24 protein-coding genes and 1 other annotated feature are annotated in these 20102 nt (G+C 48.4%); of the genes, 22 read left to right on the top strand and 2 right to left on the bottom strand.

Features of this window, described 5'->3' with window-relative positions:
• Nucleotide 1 precedes the first annotated feature (1 nt).
• The gene (locus tag ACOZB4_RS33125) at nt 2-1435 is read left to right on the top strand and encodes an ATP-binding protein (protein ID WP_076320939.1); all 1434 of its coding nucleotides are present in this window, start codon (nt 2-4) and stop codon (nt 1433-1435) included.
• 123 nt (nt 1436-1558) lie between these two features.
• Here ACOZB4_RS33125 and serA read toward each other — a convergent pair whose 3' ends face one another.
• Complete coding sequence (serA, locus tag ACOZB4_RS33120; protein WP_076320940.1) at nt 1559-3151, bottom strand: phosphoglycerate dehydrogenase; 1593 nt, start codon at nt 3149-3151, stop codon at nt 1559-1561.
• Nucleotides 3152-3342: 191 nt separating this feature from the next.
• Nucleotides 3343-3573, bottom strand: a binding site (T-box leader).
• A gap of 227 nt (nt 3574-3800) precedes the next feature.
• Between serA and ACOZB4_RS33115 the strand changes: the two genes are divergently transcribed.
• The 3 genes from ACOZB4_RS33115 to ACOZB4_RS33105 all read left to right on the top strand — a co-directional run bounded on the left by ACOZB4_RS33115 (nt 3801) and on the right by ACOZB4_RS33105 (nt 5600).
• Nucleotides 3801-4385 (top strand): CPBP family intramembrane glutamic endopeptidase, encoded by a 585-nt coding sequence (locus ACOZB4_RS33115; RefSeq protein ID WP_076320941.1) that lies wholly within the window; start codon nt 3801-3803, stop codon nt 4383-4385.
• Nucleotides 4386-4578: 193 nt separating this feature from the next.
• Entirely contained in the window at nt 4579-4785 is a 207-nt protein-coding gene (locus ACOZB4_RS33110; protein ID WP_379416137.1) for a hypothetical protein, read from the top strand.
• Nucleotides 4782-5600 carry a metallophosphoesterase gene (locus ACOZB4_RS33105; RefSeq protein ID WP_379416135.1) on the top strand — a complete coding sequence of 273 codons (819 nt, stop codon included), beginning with the start codon at nt 4782-4784 and terminating at the stop codon, nt 5598-5600. Before ACOZB4_RS33110 ends, ACOZB4_RS33105 begins: the two co-directional genes overlap by 4 nt.
• Nucleotides 5601-5651: 51 nt before the next feature.
• On the opposite strand, the gene ACOZB4_RS33100 is transcribed toward ACOZB4_RS33105, so the two are convergent.
• Nucleotides 5652-6563 (bottom strand): polysaccharide deacetylase family protein, encoded by a 912-nt coding sequence (locus ACOZB4_RS33100; RefSeq protein ID WP_379416133.1) that lies wholly within the window; start codon nt 6561-6563, stop codon nt 5652-5654.
• 93 nt (nt 6564-6656) lie between these two features.
• Between ACOZB4_RS33100 and ACOZB4_RS33095 the strand changes: the two genes are divergently transcribed.
• From ACOZB4_RS33095 to ACOZB4_RS33010, 18 genes are all read left to right on the top strand, one after another.
• The gene (locus tag ACOZB4_RS33095) at nt 6657-7031 is read left to right on the top strand and encodes a hypothetical protein (RefSeq protein ID WP_379416131.1); all 375 of its coding nucleotides are present in this window, start codon (nt 6657-6659) and stop codon (nt 7029-7031) included.
• Nucleotides 7032-7232: 201 nt separating this feature from the next.
• On the top strand, nt 7233-7844 hold the full coding sequence (locus ACOZB4_RS33090) for a genetic competence negative regulator (protein WP_076320946.1): 612 nt from the start codon (nt 7233-7235) through the stop codon (nt 7842-7844).
• 57 nt (nt 7845-7901) lie between these two features.
• On the top strand, nt 7902-8597 hold the full coding sequence (gene prsW, locus ACOZB4_RS33085; protein WP_076320947.1) for a glutamic-type intramembrane protease PrsW: 696 nt from the start codon (nt 7902-7904) through the stop codon (nt 8595-8597).
• Nucleotides 8598-8670: 73 nt separating this feature from the next.
• On the top strand, nt 8671-8817 hold the full coding sequence (locus tag ACOZB4_RS33080) for a hypothetical protein (RefSeq protein WP_009595221.1): 147 nt from the start codon (nt 8671-8673) through the stop codon (nt 8815-8817).
• Nucleotides 8818-8907: 90 nt separating this feature from the next.
• Complete coding sequence (ypeB, locus tag ACOZB4_RS33075) at nt 8908-10257, top strand: germination protein YpeB (protein WP_339272147.1); 1350 nt, start codon at nt 8908-8910, stop codon at nt 10255-10257.
• A 198-nt stretch (nt 10258-10455) separates the two neighbouring features.
• A complete protein-coding gene (locus ACOZB4_RS33070) occupies nt 10456-11118 on the top strand; it encodes a flagellar brake protein (RefSeq protein WP_076320949.1) in 663 nt (220 codons plus the stop codon).
• Nucleotides 11119-11182: 64 nt separating this feature from the next.
• Entirely contained in the window at nt 11183-11470 is a 288-nt protein-coding gene (locus tag ACOZB4_RS33065; protein ID WP_076320950.1) for a DUF5359 family protein, read from the top strand.
• Nucleotides 11471-11646: 176 nt separating this feature from the next.
• Entirely contained in the window at nt 11647-12327 is a 681-nt protein-coding gene (cmk, locus tag ACOZB4_RS33060) for a (d)CMP kinase (protein WP_379416127.1), read from the top strand.
• A gap of 21 nt (nt 12328-12348) precedes the next feature.
• The gene (locus tag ACOZB4_RS33055) at nt 12349-12939 is read left to right on the top strand and encodes a lysophospholipid acyltransferase family protein (protein ID WP_076320952.1); all 591 of its coding nucleotides are present in this window, start codon (nt 12349-12351) and stop codon (nt 12937-12939) included.
• 120 nt (nt 12940-13059) lie between these two features.
• Nucleotides 13060-14277: a 30S ribosomal protein S1 gene (gene rpsA, locus ACOZB4_RS33050; protein ID WP_379416124.1), complete on the top strand. Its 1218-nt coding sequence runs from the start codon at nt 13060-13062 to the stop codon at nt 14275-14277.
• Nucleotides 14278-14488: 211 nt separating this feature from the next.
• Nucleotides 14489-15811, top strand: coding sequence for a ribosome biogenesis GTPase Der (der, locus tag ACOZB4_RS33045; RefSeq protein WP_379416122.1), 1323 nt, complete (start codon nt 14489-14491; stop codon nt 15809-15811).
• A gap of 11 nt (nt 15812-15822) precedes the next feature.
• Nucleotides 15823-16449, top strand: a complete 627-nt coding sequence (gene plsY / locus ACOZB4_RS33040; RefSeq protein WP_379416120.1) for a glycerol-3-phosphate 1-O-acyltransferase PlsY — start codon at nt 15823-15825, stop codon at nt 16447-16449.
• Nucleotides 16442-17482 (top strand): NAD(P)H-dependent glycerol-3-phosphate dehydrogenase, encoded by a 1041-nt coding sequence (locus tag ACOZB4_RS33035; protein WP_076320956.1) that lies wholly within the window; start codon nt 16442-16444, stop codon nt 17480-17482. The genes plsY and ACOZB4_RS33035 overlap by 8 nt, the downstream gene beginning before the upstream one ends.
• Before the next feature lie 63 nt (nt 17483-17545).
• Nucleotides 17546-17821, top strand: coding sequence for a stage VI sporulation protein F (locus ACOZB4_RS33030; protein ID WP_076320957.1), 276 nt, complete (start codon nt 17546-17548; stop codon nt 17819-17821).
• 142 nt (nt 17822-17963) lie between these two features.
• Nucleotides 17964-18143: a DUF2768 family protein gene (locus ACOZB4_RS33025; protein WP_071223929.1), complete on the top strand. Its 180-nt coding sequence runs from the start codon at nt 17964-17966 to the stop codon at nt 18141-18143.
• A gap of 41 nt (nt 18144-18184) precedes the next feature.
• On the top strand, nt 18185-18769 hold the full coding sequence (locus tag ACOZB4_RS33020) for a hypothetical protein (protein WP_379416116.1): 585 nt from the start codon (nt 18185-18187) through the stop codon (nt 18767-18769).
• A 69-nt stretch (nt 18770-18838) separates the two neighbouring features.
• Complete coding sequence (locus ACOZB4_RS33015; protein ID WP_071223933.1) at nt 18839-19198, top strand: 2Fe-2S iron-sulfur cluster-binding protein; 360 nt, start codon at nt 18839-18841, stop codon at nt 19196-19198.
• Nucleotides 19199-19221: 23 nt separating this feature from the next.
• Nucleotides 19222-19974: a hypothetical protein gene (locus ACOZB4_RS33010; protein ID WP_379416183.1), complete on the top strand. Its 753-nt coding sequence runs from the start codon at nt 19222-19224 to the stop codon at nt 19972-19974.
• Nucleotides 19975-20102 lie beyond the last annotated feature (128 nt).

The raw sequence follows: 20102 nt of genomic DNA, 5'->3' as shown, positions 1-20102 counted from the left end.
CGTGAGTTTCTGGAGATCACTCGTCGGCAAGTTGTGGATTACGATAACCTGTTTAGTCGCGTGCGTACTGCTGACGCTCGGATTATTTTTGCTCCCCTATATCGATACCACGTTTGCGAATTCGGATGCCATCAAACGTTTATTTACTTATGTGGCCATTATTGGTTTTTCGATGACCACCTTTTTCGGGTTGTTTCTGTTAACGAAGATTACCCAGCCCATGCAGCAGCTCATTGAGGCAGCCAATGACATCCGTAAAGGGAAGTATGGCACGCGATTAAATTTGGTAACCAGTGATGAGATTGGCGAGCTGGCCAATACGTTCAACCATATGGCAGCAGAGCTGGAAACGAATATCCGCAATTTGAACCATGAGAAGGAGCATCTATCCAGTGTGCTGAGAAGCATGAGCGACGCGGTGATTACTTTTGATAATCATGGTCAGGTCATTTTGGTGAACCCGCCAGGGCAGGAAATCATGAAAACCTGGAAAGGGCTGCAATGGGATGATGAGCTGCAGGGCGGAGGCTGGGCGGCCGATGTCATGCCAAAACCGCTCAGTGAGCTTTATTATGCCACCGTGAACGAAGGAAAAGACCAAAGCGCTGACCTGCATGTGAAGCAGGGAATATGGTCAGCCCATATGGCTCCCTTATATTCGGATGAGGTGATCCGCGGAGCCGTTGTCGTGTTAAGAGATATTACCGAGCAAGTTACGCTGGAGAAAATGCGTACGGATTTCATCGCCAACGTGTCGCATGAAATCCGTACACCGCTGTCCATGATGCAGGGCTACAGTGAAGCGCTGCTTGACGGAATGGCAGCTTCACCGGAAGAGAGCAGAGAATTGATACAGGTAATTCATGAGGAATCGCTTCGTATGGGCCGACTGGTGAAGGATCTGCTTGATTTAACCCGTATGGAAGCGGGGCATGCAGAGCTGTCCCTGCGGAAGATGGATGCAGGTGAATTGTGTGAAAGGGTATATCGGAAGTTTACTGTTAGAGCCAAGGAGCGGGGTATTGATCTTCAGCTTAATAAACTTCACTCGAATCTTCTGCTTGAAGCGGCGGATGAAGATAAGCTAGAACAGGTACTGACCAATCTGCTGGACAACGCTTTTCGTCATACGCCTTCAGGCAAGCAGATTCGAATCATTGCGGATCGGATTACCGTATCGAACACAGAGGCTCTCCAGGTGAAGATTAGCGACCAAGGCGTCGGTATTCCGCCTGAGGATCTGCCTTTTGTTTTTGAGCGATTCTACAAGGCCGATAAAGCGCGTGTGCGGGGGGAGACGGTGGGAACCGGCATAGGCCTCGCTATCGTGAAAAATATCGTGATTGCGCATCATGGTACGATTAACGCAACAAGTGAAGTAGGCGAAGGAACGGTGTTTACGATGATCATTCCAACAAAATCGGCAGAATCTTAGGGAATGTCTCCACAAAAGACAAAACACGCTCACAGGGAGCGTGTTTTTTTGTTGAAATTAAGAGGTTAATCTTGTTCTACGTGGAACAATGATTAACCCCTTATATCTTAAACTGGCCTGGATTTAGCCCAGCGCGATTTGCTGCGCGGTGTTCAGTTCCGGCAGCCCGGTAAGCTTGATCAGAACGTCCTTAGGAACGTCTTTATCCACCGTCAGAAGCATGATGGCTTCCCCGCCGATGACTTTACGTCCAACCTGCATGGAGGCGATGTTGACATCGTTCTCGCCGAGCAGCGTTCCGACACGACCGATAAGGCCCGGTTTGTCGTTATGGGAGATCAGAATCAGATGACCTTCCGGAGAGATATCGACCGGGAATTTATCCAGACGGACGATCCGTTCGCCGTAACCCAGCAGGAGGGTACCTGCAACAATTCGCTCCAAACCGTTTTGCGTTTTAAGCGTAACGGTAACGAGGTTGGTAAAGTCTTTGGTTTTTGGTGTCTGGGACACAACGACGTGCAGATCACGGCTCTTCGCCAAATGCATGGAGTTTACAATATTCACTTCGCTTCCGAGATGGCGTTCCAGCACACCCTTCACGATGTATCGGGTCAGTGCTTGCGTATCGACTTCAGCCAGCTCGCCTGCATAGTCAACGTGAATCTCCTTCACCGCGTGTGCGGTGATCTGAGCAGCTACACTGCCCAGTTTCTCGCCGAGCGAGAAGTATGGCTGCAGCTTGTTCATCACGCTAGCCGCTACAAGCGGGAAGTTGACCGCATTCTTAAACGGCTCGTTGCGCAGGATATGAAGCACTTGTTCCGATACATCAATCGCCACGTTCTCCTGAGCCTCAACGGTAGATGCACCCAAATGCGGGGTTACAATAACCTTTGGATGGTTCAGGAACGGATGATCGCTTTCAGGCGGCTCATGTTCAAACACGTCAAATGCGGCTCCGGCAACAATGCCTTCATCGATGGCTTCCACGAGGGCACGTTCGTCAATAATGCCGCCACGGGCGCAGTTCACGATGCGCATGCCGCGCTTCATGACTTCGAATTGCGGTCTTGCGATCATATGGCGGGTTTCCGGCGTAAGCGGAGTATGGACCGTAATGAAGTCTGCGCTGCGGATAATGTTATCTACCGAGGAGAGTGTCACGCCCAGTTTGTCCGCACGCTCTTCCGTCAAGAACGGATCGAAGGCAAGGATGTTCATGCCGAAAGCCTTGGCGCGTTTAGCTACCTCGCTGCCGATCCTTCCCATTCCCATAACGCCCAGCGTTTTGTTGCGCAGCTCAACGCCGAGGAAGGATTTGCGGTCCCAAGATCCACCTACCGTCTTGGCATAGGCCTGCGGGATGTGGCGGGCGAGGGCAATCATCATGGCAAATGTATGCTCTGCAGTGGTAATCGTGTTACCGTCAGGCGCATTAATAACAACGATCCCGCGTTTCGTAGCGGCTTCAAGATCGATATTGTCAACGCCAACACCAGCACGGCCGACAACCTTGAGATTGGTTCCTGCATTCATAATGCGTTCTGTCACACGTGTCTGACTCCGTACGAGGAGCCCGTCATATTCACCGATAATGGCAGTGAGCTCATCTTCATTAAGCCCCGTTTTTTTGTCTACCTGCACATCGGCGGCATCCATTAATTGCTGGATCCCCAAATCACTGATCGGATCCGATACCAATACTTTAAACATGGTTTCTCTTCCTCCTTAAAATCCTCTATAAATTGCGGTATTGCAATATTGAATAAGGATTACGCTGGGCGTATTCCGTTATACACCAAAGATTCCAATAGAGCTGCAAGAGGTCTATACAGGTTTGACGCGGTGTCGTGGCAAAGAGACAGGAACATAAAAAAACTCCCAATCCGCATACTACCTCCGTAGTAAGGGACGAGAGTTATTCGTGGTGCCACCCTTATTCGCTACCAAGATGCGGCAGCCTCAAGCGGTCTGTTCAGACCATGATTGGTAACGGATATCATCCGATTTGCGCCTACTTCAAGTTTCAGCGAAATATCTCAGGAACGCTTAAGAATACTTTTACGCCACCGATTTACACCAACCATCGGCTCTCTGAGGACGTTACAGCTTCTCTTTTCCATCATCGGTTTTCACAGATTAATTTTTTCATAATGTATCATGGCTCTAACATTGTGTCAATAGGTGTTTATTCCGTCCATAGGCCTTATAGTAGGGGAAGAATCAAGGGTTAGCCTTGAATGTCATGCCGTTAATTTGCTATGATGCATATGCCCGCCTATGATTGAATTATTCTGATATTACTATGGTTGTCCACGAAAATAATCTTTAAAAATCAAGATGAAAGACAGGCCCATCTTCTATGAAAAAATTTAAAATACGCGTAAAAAGAATCGAGGCCCATCAATTAAATGATCGGCTGCTGCTTATTAATCTGTATCTTACCCAAGCATTGACGCTAATTGCAGGTTTGATCTGGATCCTGTTTCAGCAGAGGAATCCGTTTGGGCTCTTTATCATTCCGAAGGATATCGAGTTTGTATATTGGGGGCTCGGACTTGCTGCAGCAATGTTGGTCGTGGATTTTGTATTATCCCGGTTTGTGTCAGAGGATAGTATGGACGATGGCGGAATCAATGAAATGTTGTTCCGGAAAAGGCCGGTTTGGCATATTTTTGTTATAGCTCTGATCGTATCCATCTGCGAGGAGTTATTGTTTCGAGGAGCCATCCAGCATGCGTTCGGACCATATTGGACTAGTATCTTGTTCGCACTTATTCATGTCAGATATTTAAAACATTGGCTTCCAACCGGATGGGTTTTCTTGAGCAGTTACGGTCTGGGTTATGTTTATATTCAAACGGGTACCATTTGGGCGCCCATCCTGTGCCATTTTCTGATTGATTTCATATCAGGAATGTTGATTCGGTTTCGGAGGAAAGAGTAACATGAACGAACTTAGCAGAATGCAGCGACATCAGAGCCGAAAAAAAAGCCGCAAGAACACGTCAACGGCTCAATCAGAAAAAAGAGCGGCAGCGAAATCGCGACAAGCAGATGAAACATCGAGTCGATCTAAATCGCCACCCTCCACAAGTTCCGTGGAACAAAAGCACCAGAGAAGCAGCATAGGGGATGGATTGAGTCGTTCCAGATCGACCCGGTCCCGCCAGCGTCAAGCAGAGGAAGAAGCGTCTGCTCCTAAACGAACGAATACATATTCCTCGTATCGCGTAAGAATGAGCAAATGGTTTGTGAACTCATTGATCGTCATTTTCATATTGTTAATGGTGGGTCTTCTGTGGTGGGGACTTATCGGAGCGCCTCCATTAAAGGAGTTATTATGAGTGTGTTGATGTGGATAGCAGGTGCTGCGGCGCTTGGTGCAGGCGCTATCGGCTGGATGAGGGCTGAAGCCAGGGGCTATCGGGTGCGTGAAGAAGAAGTGGTATCCGAACGTGTCCCTCACTCGTTTGACGGGTTTCGGATATTGTTCATTACCGATATACATCGCAGACAATTATCAGAAGAAAAGCTATTATCCAATCTATCATCGGTGGATTGCGTATTGCTTGGTGGAGATATTACGGAAAGAGGCGTGCCCCTTCAGCGTATGAGGCATAATATGTCGGTGCTGGTCCGTATCGCACCCGTGTATGCCGTCTTGGGGAATCATGATTTGAATGCAGGCAAGGACGCCGTCCGTAAAGTATTACGGGAGAGCGGCGTTACTCTGCTGAATGACAAGACCGTTACGTTAAAGCGCAGTAACGAGCTTATGGTTCTCAGCGGGGTAAGGCAGCCGGCAAGCCGGAAGCACCCGTATACAAGATTTCGGGGGAATGCAGCCGAAGACCAGTATCACATTATTCTGGTGCATGATCCAATATGGGTCAAAGACAAGGATGCGGTGCATGGGGATCTCGTGCTGGCGGGACATACCCATGGGGGGCAGATTGTACTGCCAGTTGCAGGAGCCGTTCGATTGACACGTTTCTACAAGAAGTTTAGATCCGGATGGTATACGCTGCCGAGAAAGGCGGGTGAAACCAAGCATTCTTCCAGGATGCTGATCAGCCGGGGATTCGGCACTTCGCATATCCCGTTGCGCTTGCAATGTCCCGCAGAATATCATGTGATTACACTACGCAAAAAACCTTAATTCGATCGTCAGATGGTGACGGCAGAATTAAGGTTTTTGTGTTTTCTCGGATTATCTTATTTTAGGTTCGATGAATTGCGGATCCACGAAGCCATACCCTTTGGCTTCAAGCTTGGTCAGTAAGGTATCGAGGGCCTCTACGGTCCACGGAAGCTCATGCATCAGAATGTTGCTGCCAGGGTGAAGCTGTTCCAGCACATTACTGACTACGGCATCGGGTTTGTTTTTATTTTTGCTTTCCCAATCGAGCGAACCGTTGGACCAGGTCATGAACAGCAGGTCATGATTCAGGGCAACTTCCTTTACAGTATCTCCGCCGGAGCCGAACGGAGGACGGAAAAACTTCGGTTCCGATCCGGTCGCTTCCTTAACGATTTGCTGCACATCCCCAATCTGTTTCTTCACTGTCTGTTTGGTTTCTTTTTTTAGGTCGATATGATCCCAGGAATGATTCCCAATGATTTGACCGCGGTCATGGATCAGTTTCAACAGCTCTGGATGCGCCTTCGCACGGTATCCATTGACGAAGAAAATCGCTTTGGCATCATGTTTGTCCAGCGTGTCGATCATTTGGTTGATCATGGTTTCGTCCTTTGGGCCGTCATCAAACGTGAGCAGCACTACTTTTTCGGGGACGGACTCATCATTGGGGACGATGCGATACACCTTATTCATGTGATACTTCGGTTCAATCGGTGCCTCGGCATCGGGACTCTTGTCGGTTCCATCTGATGGGTCCGCGGATTTATCCACGTCAGGCTCGGCTTCAGGCTTGTTTGTTTCAGTTGTCTTCTCGGTACCTTCTTTCGGAGTGGGCACTGCTCCAGAGGTTTCATTTTGCTGCGCTGCTCTGTCATTACCGACTTCCGTGGCCGTGCTTTGCTTCTGATCCATTCCGTTGTTGCCGCATGCGCTGAGCATAAGGCAGCAAGCCAGCAGAAGTGCTGTTCGTTTTCTAACCATGATTCCATCTCACTTTCCTGTATTTATGTAGCATGAGTTTCTGGCGGTGCGAGAACAATAATCTCGAGTTTATCATAGAAGGAGGTATCATGTGTGAAGACTTCGTCATTTCTATATGGTGTCATTATCGGTGCCGTTGCATGCCGAATCATTTCCCGGAATAACAGCAGACTTTTCTCCTCGATGATGAAAGATGGGAATCTTGGCCGATTTGCGGATACCGCGATGAGTAAAATTCAGGGCACTAAGAGCCAGAAGTACTCTGGCTCGAGCCAAGAAAGCGTGTCTCCCAGTTCAGGCCGACATGATTCCACTCATTCCAATGGAACTGCAGGGGTACAGACATCGACTCATTCGAAGGCTGCCAACCTGAAACAAGTCAAGGATTTCATCCGAAACAACCCTGATGTCAAGAACGAAGTCGAACAGATTTTGAAAGAGACCCACACCGTCATACCGGGTTTGTAAACGGCATGAACCATTTTGAATCATTCACGGGGAGCGGCCACATGAATCCCTGTGAATGATTCTTTTTTCTTCAGCTACATATTTGCGTGCATTTGTGGTTATTAAATGATAAAATCAATTATATAAAACCATTTTTATCACGTCATAATCCAGACATCATAATTTGTTATAAACTTTTGTTTACGTAAGGAGGATCCTGTCATGAAAATAGAGCGTTTGAGTCAAGATAAGATACGGATTTTCCTCACGTTTGACGATCTGAGTGAGCGAGGGATCCAGAAGGAAGAGATGTGGCAGGAAATACCGAAAGTTTATGACCTGTTTACGGAGATGATGGATCAGGCATACAGTGAACTCGGATTTGATGCCACCGGACCTCTTGCTGTTGAGGTGTTTGCACTGCCTGCCCAGGGCATGGTGGTTATTGTGACGAGAGGGAAATACGATCATCATTTCGGCGGCTTGTCCGAAGAAGATATGCCGGACGAGATTTATGAAATGGAAGTAACGCTGGATCAAAGTGATACTATCGTCTATGTTTTTCAAGATTTTGAAGTGCTCATTGAAGCATCGCATATGTTGAAGGATCTTGTAGGCGGAGCGGGTAAGCTCTATCACTATATGGATAGATGGTTTTTGTACTTCGATCCTGAGGAATTGGATAGCGAGAAGCTGCCGGCAGTGATTGCGATGCTGGCTGAATTCGGTGAATCCTCCTCAGTAACGGAGGCTATGCTGGAGGAATACGGGAAGAAAGTCATGCCTCAGCAAGCGATTGAGGTTATCTGTACACACTTCCAGCGTCAGCATTAATCAAGGTGGGCGTGCGTGCCGGACTTCAGGCCCGCAACTAACGGAAGGGGAATTTTAGTGCTGGTGTTCTCGGTAATTGCGTCAGCTTTGGCGCCGGGACTCGCATTGCTCACGTATTTTTACCTGAAAGATAGGTATGATCAAGAGCCCCTGCACATGGTGATCAAGGTGTTCATGCTAGGGGTTCTGATCGTTTTCCCGGTTATGATTTTGCAGCGGGGAATGATACTATGGCTTGGCGACAATCCGGTAGTCAACTCATTGTTCGTTTCGGCGGGCGTTGAGGAATTTCTGAAATGGTTCGTGATGTACCATATTATTTTTAACCATACGGAATTTGACGAGCCTTATGACGGCATCCTTTATGCAGTGGCGATATCGCTGGGATTTGCTACGGTAGAGAACTTGCTTTACGCCTGGTACAGCCAGGCAGCCTTTGGTCCGATGTTCTTGCGAGCCCTGCTGCCCGTTTCGGGGCATGCGATGTTTGGTGTCATCATGGGATACTACATGGGACATGCGAGGTTCACGGAAGGGAAACGAAGAAGGTTCTTTCTCGTTCTATCCTTGTTCCTGCCTTGGATGTGGCATGGTCTGTACGACCTGATTCTGAATCTGCTGACCCACACATGGGTATGGTTTATCGTACCGCTTATGGTGCTGCTATGGTATGGCGGCATGGGCAAAATCTCTAGAGCTAACAACCGTTCTCCTTTTCGTTTCATCAAGCGGGAGGAAGAGGTTAACACTTAACAAATCAGGGCACACTTCTTTCTATAGACCTCGGTTGACAGCCAGGGAATCATAGAAAGGGAGGTGTCTTTTTTTGCGTGTAAAAGTGAAAATTCTTTGTAAGGATTGCGGTGAACGTTTTGTGCTGCGGGGAAAAAAGGAGCAGGGCCGGATCGAAACTGGATTTAAGCAGTGTCTGTGCAACAATCGCGATCACTTCGATATTGAGGAAGATTTCTAAAGGATGAAGGAATTATACAGATATGCATAAGACTTCTTTCTTCTAGTCAAACTAACGGCAGTGAGTAGAAGAAAGGAGACTATAAGCATCATGTACAAACGATTAAGCGCTATTCTGTTTCCTGTGGCCACAATTTTATTGATCGGGGCTCTGGTATGGGGTTATCAAGAGAATAAAGAGAAAAACGCCATATTGATTAATGCGGAGAACCAATACCAACGGGCATTCCATGACTTGTCTTACAATATGGACAGGATTCATGCCGAGCTCGGTAATACGCTTGCGGTAAGTTCTACCTCCCAAGGGATGCACCGGAAGGGCTTGATGAATGTATGGCGCCTAACCAGCCAGGCTCAGAATGAGATCAGCCAGCTGCCGCTTACGCTCCTTCCTTTCAACAAGACGGAAGAGTTCCTTTCCCGAATTTCGAATTTTGCTTACAAAACAGGTGTACGCGATTTAACGAAGGAGCCGCTCAGTGAGGGTGAAGTCAAAACGTTGAAATCCTTGTACGCCAACTCCGGTGAAATTACGAAGGATTTGCAGCATGTGCAGAATAAGGTTATCGCAAACAGTTTGCGCTGGATGGATGTAGAGACGGCTCTGGCTACGAATAAAGTCCAGGACAACTCCATTATTGACGGCTTCAAAACGGTGGATAAAAAGGTGGAGTCCTACCCTGAGCTTGACTGGGGACCATCGGTAAGCAGCATTTATGACCGCCGTTCTGTGAAGCAATTGGCGGGTATGCCGATATCGGAAGCGGATGTGAAGCGTAAAGCGCTGAAGTTCTCCGATGTGGGTAATAATGCCAAAGTACAAGTGACGAAGAACGGCAGTGGCACCGAGTGGGTATCTTATACGGCGAAGGTGCAACATCCGAAGGGTCATATGCTCAGCATGGACTTTACCGAAAAAGGCGGACAGCTGATCTCTTATACAGATGAGCGGAATGTTGGTGCGAAGAAAGTGTCCGTTCAAAATGCTATCGACAAAGCCCAGCAATTCCTGACAAAAAAAGGCTATTCCGACATGACGGTTGTTTCGGCGGACCAATATGACAACCTGGCCAACTTCTCCTTTGTCCGCGAAGAGGACGGCGTGCTGATTTACCCTGAAAAAATTACCGTTCGTTCGGCTCTGGATAATGGGGATGTCATTGGATTCCAGGCCAGCGACTTTGTGTACGAGCATCAAATCAAGCGAGAAATCCCGCAGCCGAAACTTAGTCTTGCCGAAGCGGAGAAGGTCTTGAATCCTGAGTTCAAAGTGCTCTATCACCGTAAGGCCTTAATCAAAAACGATCGCTCCGAGGATGTTCTGTGTTATGAGTTCGGCGGGCGAATCAATGGGTCCCAATACCGAATTTACATTAATTCGGATACCGGCCTTGAGGAAACGGTTGAGGTCGTCAAGGATGCACAGGCAGGAATTAGATAATCAAAGTATTGCGCGATTGAAGCCGGTTCAGGAGATAACCTGAATCGGCTTTTTGCTTGGATGAAGGAGCTGAAAGAGTGGGGAGAGTCCCATGTTTCCCAAGGTTAGACAGGATTCGACCTTAATTTGAAGATTTTGTCCTATGGACCGCGGCATCCCATGATATAATGGAAAATAATGATTATGATGAATTAGTGGGTGAGCGCATTGTATCCAAAGATTAACGACATCCTTTATATCCAGTTGGATACGGGGGATGAGAAGGAAGCCAATATTGTATATAAATCCCGCATCTCCGACATGGATGACGAATCGATGTATATGGAGGTTCCGCTGCAAGAAGGAACAGGCAAGCTGAAAAAGCTATACATCGGGGACGAGCTGTCCGCTTATTTTTTAACGGAAGGGGGAGTTAAGAATTTCTTCAATTCCTACGTCCTGAGTCACCATGAGGATATTATCCGTCTGGTTCGGATCAAGAAGCCGGAGCAGGATCAAATTACGAAGGTACAGAGAAGAAGCTTCCTAAGGGTGCAAGCCGAGCTCGAGGTAGCAGTCATGACCAAAGATGGCACCCAGTTTTTAGCCAAAACCGATGATGTCGGCGGCGGTGGCGTATCCTTTTATCTGCAGCCGGATCATACGATTGCGGAAGGGAGTATACTGACATGCTGGATACTCATCCCGTTTAAGAACGGATCCGTGGAGCATGTTCCGTTTGAAGGCGAGGTTGTGAGGGTGAAGGAGCTGCCTACCAATCGACGCATCGTGATGCTGAAGTTTAGTCAGATCGCAGATATGGAGCGCCAGAAGCTGATTCGTTATTGTTTTGAGAGACAGTTTGATTTTCGCAATCGTTAATGCATAAATAGGACATGCCGGTGGCACACTATCCGAAAAAATTGTCCCGGAGGGGCTGTCTGCCATGTCAGAAGTAGTAAACGATCAAGACCGTCTGCTTGAAAAAACAAGACTGGAAGTTAAGCATGAAGAGAAGGGACAAGCTCTGCATGACCGATATGGAATCATGCTGCTTAAGCTGCTGATCTGGCTTGTACTTGCCCTGGTGATCACCCAGCTGCTATTACATTATGAGCCTAGCCGGCCCTATATTTCGCCCATTCAGCAGATGGAGGGTGTTCCCGTTAACGAGCCAAATGTAAACGATTGGATGGGGGAAAACACCCCTTCTCTTTTGCATCACTCTAGCTAGTGTGGTATAATTTTCACGTCGCAGGCGGGCGCCTGCTTTTTTCTTGAAATATAAGATTGCGCCTTTGTTTCATCCGCGCTTTCTTATAAGTTTTCACTAGAGAAACGGTGATCCCGTCCGTAACGGATGGTAAGCCCTTTCGATTTCGAGGTATATGTTTGAGGAGGAATGCCCCGTTGGTTACGCAGGGGACAGGTTATCGCGACAGAATTAATATTGCCATCGACGGTCCGGCAGGCGCGGGTAAAAGCACCGTAGCGCGTATGGTAGCCAGCAGGCTCCATTACATCTACGTGGATACCGGAGCCATGTACAGGGCAGTCACCTGGTTCATGCTGAACCAAGGGATTTCTCCAGGAAATCCCGAAAAAGTGCTTCAACACGCACAAAACATGGTGATTGAATTAAAACCGCATGAACATGGTCAAATGGTCTGGCTGAACGGGGAAGACGTCACACCATATATTCGTTCACATCAGGTTAGTGCAGTGGTATCCCAATATGCACGAATCGAGGGTTTGCGGATAAAGCTTGTCCGTTTACAGCAGCAAATGGCACAAGACAAGGGCGTTGTCATGGATGGACGTGACATCGGCACAACGGTTTTGCCGGATGCCGAGGTGAAGATTTTCATGACGGCCAGTGTCGAGGAACGTGCTCTCCGCCGCTTCAATGAGTTGAGTGATGAAGGTATATCGCTGGAACAACTGGAAAGAGATATCGCAGATCGTGACAGGCTTGACCAGGAACGTGAAGTGTCGCCGCTCCGATGCGCAGAGGATGCCATCATACTGGATACGACACATATGGATATCAACCAGGTTGTGGAAGCAATTCTTTCATATTGCGAAACTTAAGTGGGATGGGGAGAAATGGGCATGATTTATATTTTTTGCAGAGCGGTGGTCCGCGGTTTGTTCGCTATTCTCTACAGATTCGAATCTGTCGGCGTACATAACATACCTTCAGAAGGCGGCGTGCTAATCTGCAGCAATCATATTAGCATTCGAGATCCGATATCTGTCGGCATTCACGTCAAGCGCCAGGTTAAGTTCATGGCCAAAGCGGAACTGTTCAACATCCCGGTGTTCGGATGGCTGGTTCGTCAGCTTGGAGCATTTCCGGTCAAGCGTGGCGGAGTAAGTAAAGATTCGATCAAAACCGCGCTCACGATATTGCGCACGGGTGAGATCATGGGCATTTTCCCTGAGGGGACGCGTAATTCCGATTCAACGGCGGCCAAACGGGGTGCGGCAAGCTTCGCTCTCCGCAGCGGGGCGACGGTCATACCGGCTGCTATCATTGGAGATTACAAGCTTTTTCGCAAAGTGAAGATCATTTATGGTGCACCTGTGGATCTATCTCAGTTTGAAGGTGACAAGTCACCGGAAGCTCTGGATGCGGCAACCGAGTTGATCATGGCCAAGATTCACGAAATGCGCGCAAGCGGCAAACCAACCATGAACTGATTTATTCGCTTCATGCATAAAAAGCATGGGAAGATTGGAAAGATACTACAGCAATTATGTTTTGAACTTCGCCAATGCGAGTTTAAATAAATGGGGTTTGAATTGAGGAGGTTATTTGACATGTCGGAAGAAACAAGAAATCAAGAGGCTGCTGAAAACCAAGAGCAGCTGGACCAAATCGTATCCTTGAAAAAAGGGGACACCGTGAAAGGGACGATCGTCAAACTGGAGGACAACCAAGCTTATGTAAGCATTGGATATAAATATGACGGCGTAATTCCTGTTCGCGAACTGTCTTCTGTACAACTTGATAACGCATCTGATGCGGTTCAGGTTGGCCAAGAGGTAGAGTGCAAAGTCGTTAGCATTAACGACGATAAGGAAAGCCTGGTTCTTTCCAAGCGCGCGATCGACACCGAGAATTCATGGGAAGAGCTTGAGAAGCATTTTGCGGATCAGGACGTATTCGAAGTAACGGTGGCTGACGTGGTTAAAGGCGGACTCGTAACTGATGTTGGTGCACGCGGATTTATTCCTGCATCCATGGTAGAGCGTCATTTCGTTGAAGACTTCAGCGACTACAAAGGCCGCACGCTTCGCGTGAAAGTGAAGGAATTGGACCGCGAGAACAACAAAGTGATTCTTTCCCAGAAGGATGTTCTGGAAGAAGAGTTCGAAGCTAACAAACAAAAAGTGATGTCCGAGCTTCAAGATGGCCAAGTGCTGGAAGGTACAGTACAACGCCTTACGCAATTCGGCGCATTTGTTGATGTTGGCGGCGTAGACGGATTGGTTCACGTATCCGAGATCGCTTGGAGCCACGTCGACAAGCCTGCTGATGTATTGTCCGAAGGCGATCAAGTGCGTGTGAAGGTACTGAAAGTGGATCCTGAAAAAGGAAAAATCAGCCTCAGTATCAAAGCAGCGGCTCCAGGTCCTTGGGAAACAGCTGGCGAGCAATTCAACACTGGCGACATCGTAACTGGCGTTGTTAAACGTTTGGTTAATTTCGGAGCTTTCGTTGAACTGGCACCAGGTGTTGAAGGTTTGGTTCATATCTCCCAAATCTCTCACAAGCATATCGGTACACCGCAAGAAGTATTGAAAGAAGGCCAAGAAGTTCAGGTTAAAGTGCTTGATATCAACACTTCTGAGCAACGTATCAGCCTGAGCATCAAAGAAACGGAAGAAGCACCAGCTCAAGCTCCTCGAGCTGAAAAACCGTCCAAAGGTCCTAAAATCGACCTGAAAGACAATCCGAACGTTTCTTTGAACAATCAAGGCATGAGCGTTACGCTTGGAGAGCGTTTCGGCGATAAGCTGAGCAAATTCAAGTAAGCCCGGGAACAGTTTTGTTCGGTCTATTGACCTATCATAACGAAGTCGGCGAACCCAGAAATCTGGGTTCGCCATTTGTTTTTTTAGGGGACGAACGTTTGCGGATGTTGTAACATGGGGAAGAGCATAATAGAAATAAAGATGAAAGGTTAGCCAATTGTAACGTTTTTTGCTATGATGATAATCGTAAGAATTGACAGGAGGAGTGACTATGGCAAGACCCGTAGTGGCTATCGTTGGACGGCCTAACGTCGGTAAATCGACTATATTTAACCGATTGATTGGCGACAGATTAGCCATCGTTGAAGATAAACCGGGTATTACCCGTGACCGGATTTACGGTAGTGCCGAATGGAATGGTAAAGCGTTCAGTGTCATTGATACCGGCGGTATTGAAATTGATGGCGATGACATGATATTGAAATCCATACGCATGCAGGCCGAGCTTGCAATTGAAGAAGCAGACGTCATCGTATTTATGTGCGATGCAAAGGCAGGGGTTACCCAATCGGACGAGGAAGTTGCACAGATTCTGTTCCGTTCAGGTAAACCTGTCATTCTAAGTGTAAACAAAGTGGATAATTTGAAGCGCGTTGATGATATCTATGAGTTCTATTCCCTCGGATTTGGCGATCCTGTCGGAATATCGGGCAGTCACGGCACAGGGATTGGCGACCTGCTGGACGTTGTAGTTGAGAATCTGCCTGAGCTGGAAGACGATGGATATGACGAGGATGTTATTCGAGTTGCCCTGATTGGCAGACCGAATGTGGGCAAGTCCTCCCTAGTTAATGCCATTTTGGGAGAAGAGCGTGTCATTGTCAGTGACGTTGCCGGCACTACACGCGATGCGATCGACACGCCGTTCGAGAAGGATGGGCAGCGGTATGTGCTCATCGATACGGCAGGCATGCGCAAACGCGGGAAAGTCTATGAGACCACAGAGAAATACAGCGTCATGCGTGCCATGCGCGCCATCGAGCGTGCAGATGTTGTTCTCGTCCTCATAAACGGGGAAGAAGGCATCATCGAACAGGACAAGCATATTGCCGGTTACGCCTATGAGGCCGGTAAAGCATCGTTGTTCGTTGTGAACAAATGGGATATGGTCGAGAAAGAGGACAAAACGATGCAGCAGTTCGAGAAAAAGATTCGGGATCATTTCTTGTTCATGACCTACGCGCCGGTTGTGTTCTTGTCGGCCAAAACGAAGCAGCGCTTGCAAAAGCTGCTCCCTGTCGTTAAGCATGTGGCCGATCAGCATTCACTTCGCATACAGACACACCTCCTTAACGATGTCATATCCGATGCGATTGCCATCAATCCGCCTCCAACGGATAAGGGAAGAAGATTGCGTATTAACTACTCAACACAGGTTGCGGTTAAGCCGCCGACCATGGTCGTATTCGTCAACGATCCTGAATTGATGCACTTCTCATATGAGCGTTACCTTGAGAACAAGATTCGGGCCGCGTTTGACTTTGAAGGTACACCCATCAGGATATTTACTCGAAGAAAGTCTGATGAGAGTTAGGGGAGAATAGCTTGATTTTGGAGATCGTAGCGATAGTAGTGTGTTATTTACTCGGTTCGGTAAGCTTTAGCGTACTGTTTGCCAAAATCCTGAAAGGGATTGACATTCGTCAGCATGGCAGCGGCAACGCTGGGGCAACCAATACCCTTCGCGTCCTGGGAAAGGGACCTGCGATACTTGTATTGGTCTTGGATGTAATTAAGGGCATCGCTGCGGTTTGGATCGGACGATGGCTTGGGGGGGACAATGCGTGGCTGCCGGGATTGTGCGGTATTGCGGCCATTATCGGTCATAATTGGCCTCTATACTTCCGCTTTCGAGGCGGCAAAGGGATTGCAACCGCCATTGGGGTGCTTGCTACGCTTTGCTTTATACCAGCGGTTATAGCAGGCATTATCGCAATTCTATCCATTGTTTTTACCCGTTATGTATCTTTGGGTTCCCTTATTTTTGTAGTGCTTACCCCTGTTTTTCTATTGATAGCGGATTATTCGTGGCCAATCTTTTGGACGAGCTTCATCATATGTGTATTCGCCTTCTGGCGGCATCGCTCGAACATCGTGAAGCTTGTGCAGGGGCGTGAAAACAAGCTGGGTTCAGGAAAAGGACAGGGCAAAGGAGGGAAGCGCGTTGTCTGACAAAGTTGCTGTTCTGGTGGCAGGCAGTTGGGGAACCGCTTTGGCAAGTGTTCTCGCTTCTAATAATCTGGATGTTGTCGTCTGGACAAGAACAGAGGAACAGACTCGTGAAATCAACGAGTCCCATACCAACAACCGTTATTTACCCGGGGTGGAGTTGTCACCGAATATCCGCGCTACAACCGATATGAAAGAGGCTGTCTCGTCGGCTGCTGCTGTGGTTATCGTTGCACCTTCGTCCGCGATGCGGGAAGTGTCGGGGCAGCTGAAGCAGTTTTGGACCGAGGACATGCTGGTGATTCATGCGACCAAAGGATTTGAAATTGAATCCTTGAAGCGGATGTCCACCGTCATATCCGAGGAGCTTGGCTGTGAGGAAGGCCGCGTGGTAGTATTATCAGGACCCAGCCATGCGGAGGAAGTGGTCAGACGCTGCCCGACAACGGTCGTTGTGGCGTCTTTGGATGCCGAGGCGGCTGTAGCCGCTCAGGATTTGTTTATGAACACATATTTCAGAGTGTACACGAATCGGGATATGATTGGTGTTGAGCTGGCCGGGGCCTTGAAGAATATCATAGCTTTGGGCGCCGGGATGTCCGACGGACTGGGCTTCGGTGATAATGCCAAGGCAGCGCTTATTACGAGAGGTTTGGCAGAAATTTTGCGAATCGGCATGGAAATGGGCGCGAATCCGCTGACATTTGCCGGGCTGGCCGGGATCGGTGACCTCGTGGTTACCGCCACCAGCCAGCATAGCCGAAATTGGCGAGCTGGCTCGATGCTGGGTCAGGGTAAGAAGTTAGACGAGGTTCTGGGTTCCATGGGAATGGTTGTGGAAGGCATTCGAACGACCCAAGCCGCACATGCCATCTCCGAGAAATACGGCGTACAAATGCCGATTGCCGATCAGCTGTACCATGTGTTGTTTAAAGACCGCAATCCCCGCATTGCCGTTGAAGCCTTGATGGGCCGGGACCCCAAGACCGAGATGGAATTGATGCCGCTTGAAACTTGGGAGCAATGGCACACTTAGCTTATTCACCATTTCGATGATTGACTCATATATTGATGTGAGGATGTCGGAGGAGGGGTGGATATGAGCAAAAGCTTTCACAAGGATGTACTGAGCGCGATTAACAAGAAAAGCGGCAAGAAAATTTCTTCAGGGGCTGTCAATAAGCTGGCTAGCACGGTTAAACCGTCTACAATGCAAAATGAAGCCCAGCTCCGCCAGCTGATCAAGCAGGTATCTTCGATGGCGAACATACCTGTTAGTGAGGACACGATCCAGGAGATTGTCGGTGCGGTGAAGAAGAGTGGCATGAATCCGAGCAATATGGAAGCCTTGATGAAAATGATGATGAACAAATAAGATACGATGATAATGTTGAACAAAAGACGCTCCTGATGGGATAGCGGCTTTTGTTCTTTTTTTCGACATACCTGAGGTGAGGCGCTATCATTTTCGTGATATAATAGGTTGAAATTGATGAGAGATTGGAGAGTTTCGTGACATGGATCCAATGCAAAAGATGTGGCTGTCCCTAGTCGCATTATTGATTATGGCACTATCGGTCATCGTGGTTACGCTTGCGCGAAGCAAGACCAAGGGTTTTCTGCGCGGGGCACTGTCGTTCGTAGCCTTTATGATGATGATTTTCGGTTTTATTATTGGACTGGCCTCCATCATATAACGAAGGAAGCCGATCTGGACGCTACGGTAAAGGGGTGCAGCATGACGCTGAATGATCTGCCGGAATTGGAGAATGTGTTAGCTACCGCCATTCATAAGATGAATCAGGCGCCTATTGCTTGGCTGCTAGGTGGAAGCTGCGGCTTGCTTCTTCAGGATGTAACATTGGACAAGCCGCCGAGAGATATCGATATCTATACCGATGCAGGGGGTGTACAGCCTTTGCATGAGTCGCTGGCTTCTATGGCCATGGATGCTCCCCACTTAGACCAAGAAGGGATATATTCCTCGATACTGAGCCATTATGAAATAGAGAAAGTCCCGATTGAACTGGTAGGCGGATTTGAAGTGAATTCAAACGGGTCCTCCTACTGCGTTGAGATCGATCAATTGCTGTATCCTGCAGCACTAGAGAGTCATATACAGGACGTCACGGTGCGCCTGATGCCGTTATCCCATGAACTGGTGTTTAATGTGCTTCGAGACAGGCCGGATCGATACGTCGCCATTGGGGAAGCGATCCGGCGGGACATGGACCGTCATATGCCGCTTCTGCAGCAGTTGTTAAGCCGGAACCATCTGCATGGGGGGCATCGAATGGTTTTGAACCGATTAACTGGATTGTAACCGAAGTGCTGTGAAAAATGGCCAGGGAGCTTAGCAGAATGTGTACATAAGAAAAGGAGCGCGTTACCTTTGGACTACGAGGTATTATTTCAGCCGGATCAGAAAAAGGTCAAGGTTCGTCCGCACACGAATGTTCTGGATGCCTCGCGTCGGGCGGGTGTGCGTATTCCTACCCGTTGCGGAGGCAAAGCCGGTTGTTTGATGTGCAAGATCATCGTTCCGAGCGAGGAACGCGATCATTGCTCTGCGCCTGAGCCCAAGGAAATCAGGAAGCTGGGGACATCGATGATTGAACAAGGCTACCGGCTATCCTGCCAGACGAGAATTACGAATCACATTAAGGTAATGATTCCCGAGGATCCGCTCAAAGCTGCGATACGCAAACAGCTGGAAGCTGCGAGAAACCGGGAGTCCGATGACTTTATTTAAAGCGAGGATGATGTTAGTTGAGTATGATCACTTGGATGACCCAAGCGGCAGGCCGTTCGAAGCGGACGTCTGCAGTCTTAATCCTGGTGCTGTTTCCGATGTTGCTGACAGGATGTCTTTATCCTGACGAGAAATTGCAGGAGAACAAGGTTTCATATAGAGAAAGTGTCAAACGGATACAATCGGCTGTAGATGACTTTTATAAAGAACAGGGAATCTTGCCGATAATTACAGCGGGTCCGGAAATTCCGCGGTATGAGAAATACCGGGTCGATATGGATCAGCTGAAGAACCGGGGATACATCGACCAAATTCCGGATACGGCATTTGAGAAGGGCGGCAGCGGATATTTTCTCATTATTAATGAGGAAACCGAGCCAACCGTGAAGGTGATGGACTTAACCACGGCCCAGAAGGTGAATGACGTTCAGAGAGCCGTGAATTTGTACAAAATGGCGCATGACAATGCTCTCCCTGCAGGAGAAGCCCTCTACCCAGGGTATACGGCAGTGGACCTGTCCAAGACCGATGCCAAATCCATTACATTGATGAGTGTATACTCGGGTCAGGAGATGGCCTTTATGATGGATGAAGAGGGAACGGTGTACGCCGATTATGCATTTGATATTATGCAGGCGATCCAGAAGAACGATTCCGACCCTCAAGAAGGAGAGGATTTACGGGTGTTCCTGGAGCAAGAATCCTATTATGTCCCTGTAAAATCCGTACCTTATACATGGAAGGATGGGCAGCCCGTTGCTCAGCCGCTATCCTAAACCTATACCCGCCGTTATCGGCGGGTATTTTTGTTATGACTTTAGTCAGTTGAGCACGCGATAGCGTGCGAAACATAAAACCACCCGCTATGCGGGTGGAGGGATCGAGGGTTTTACCAATAAGACCA

Origin of the sequence: Paenibacillus sp. NPDC058898, from assembly GCF_049316025.1 — a bacterium.
Classification (GTDB): Bacteria; Bacillota; Bacilli; order Paenibacillales; family Paenibacillaceae; genus Paenibacillus_AQ.
This window is presented reverse-complemented; position numbering and strand designations above follow the sequence as displayed.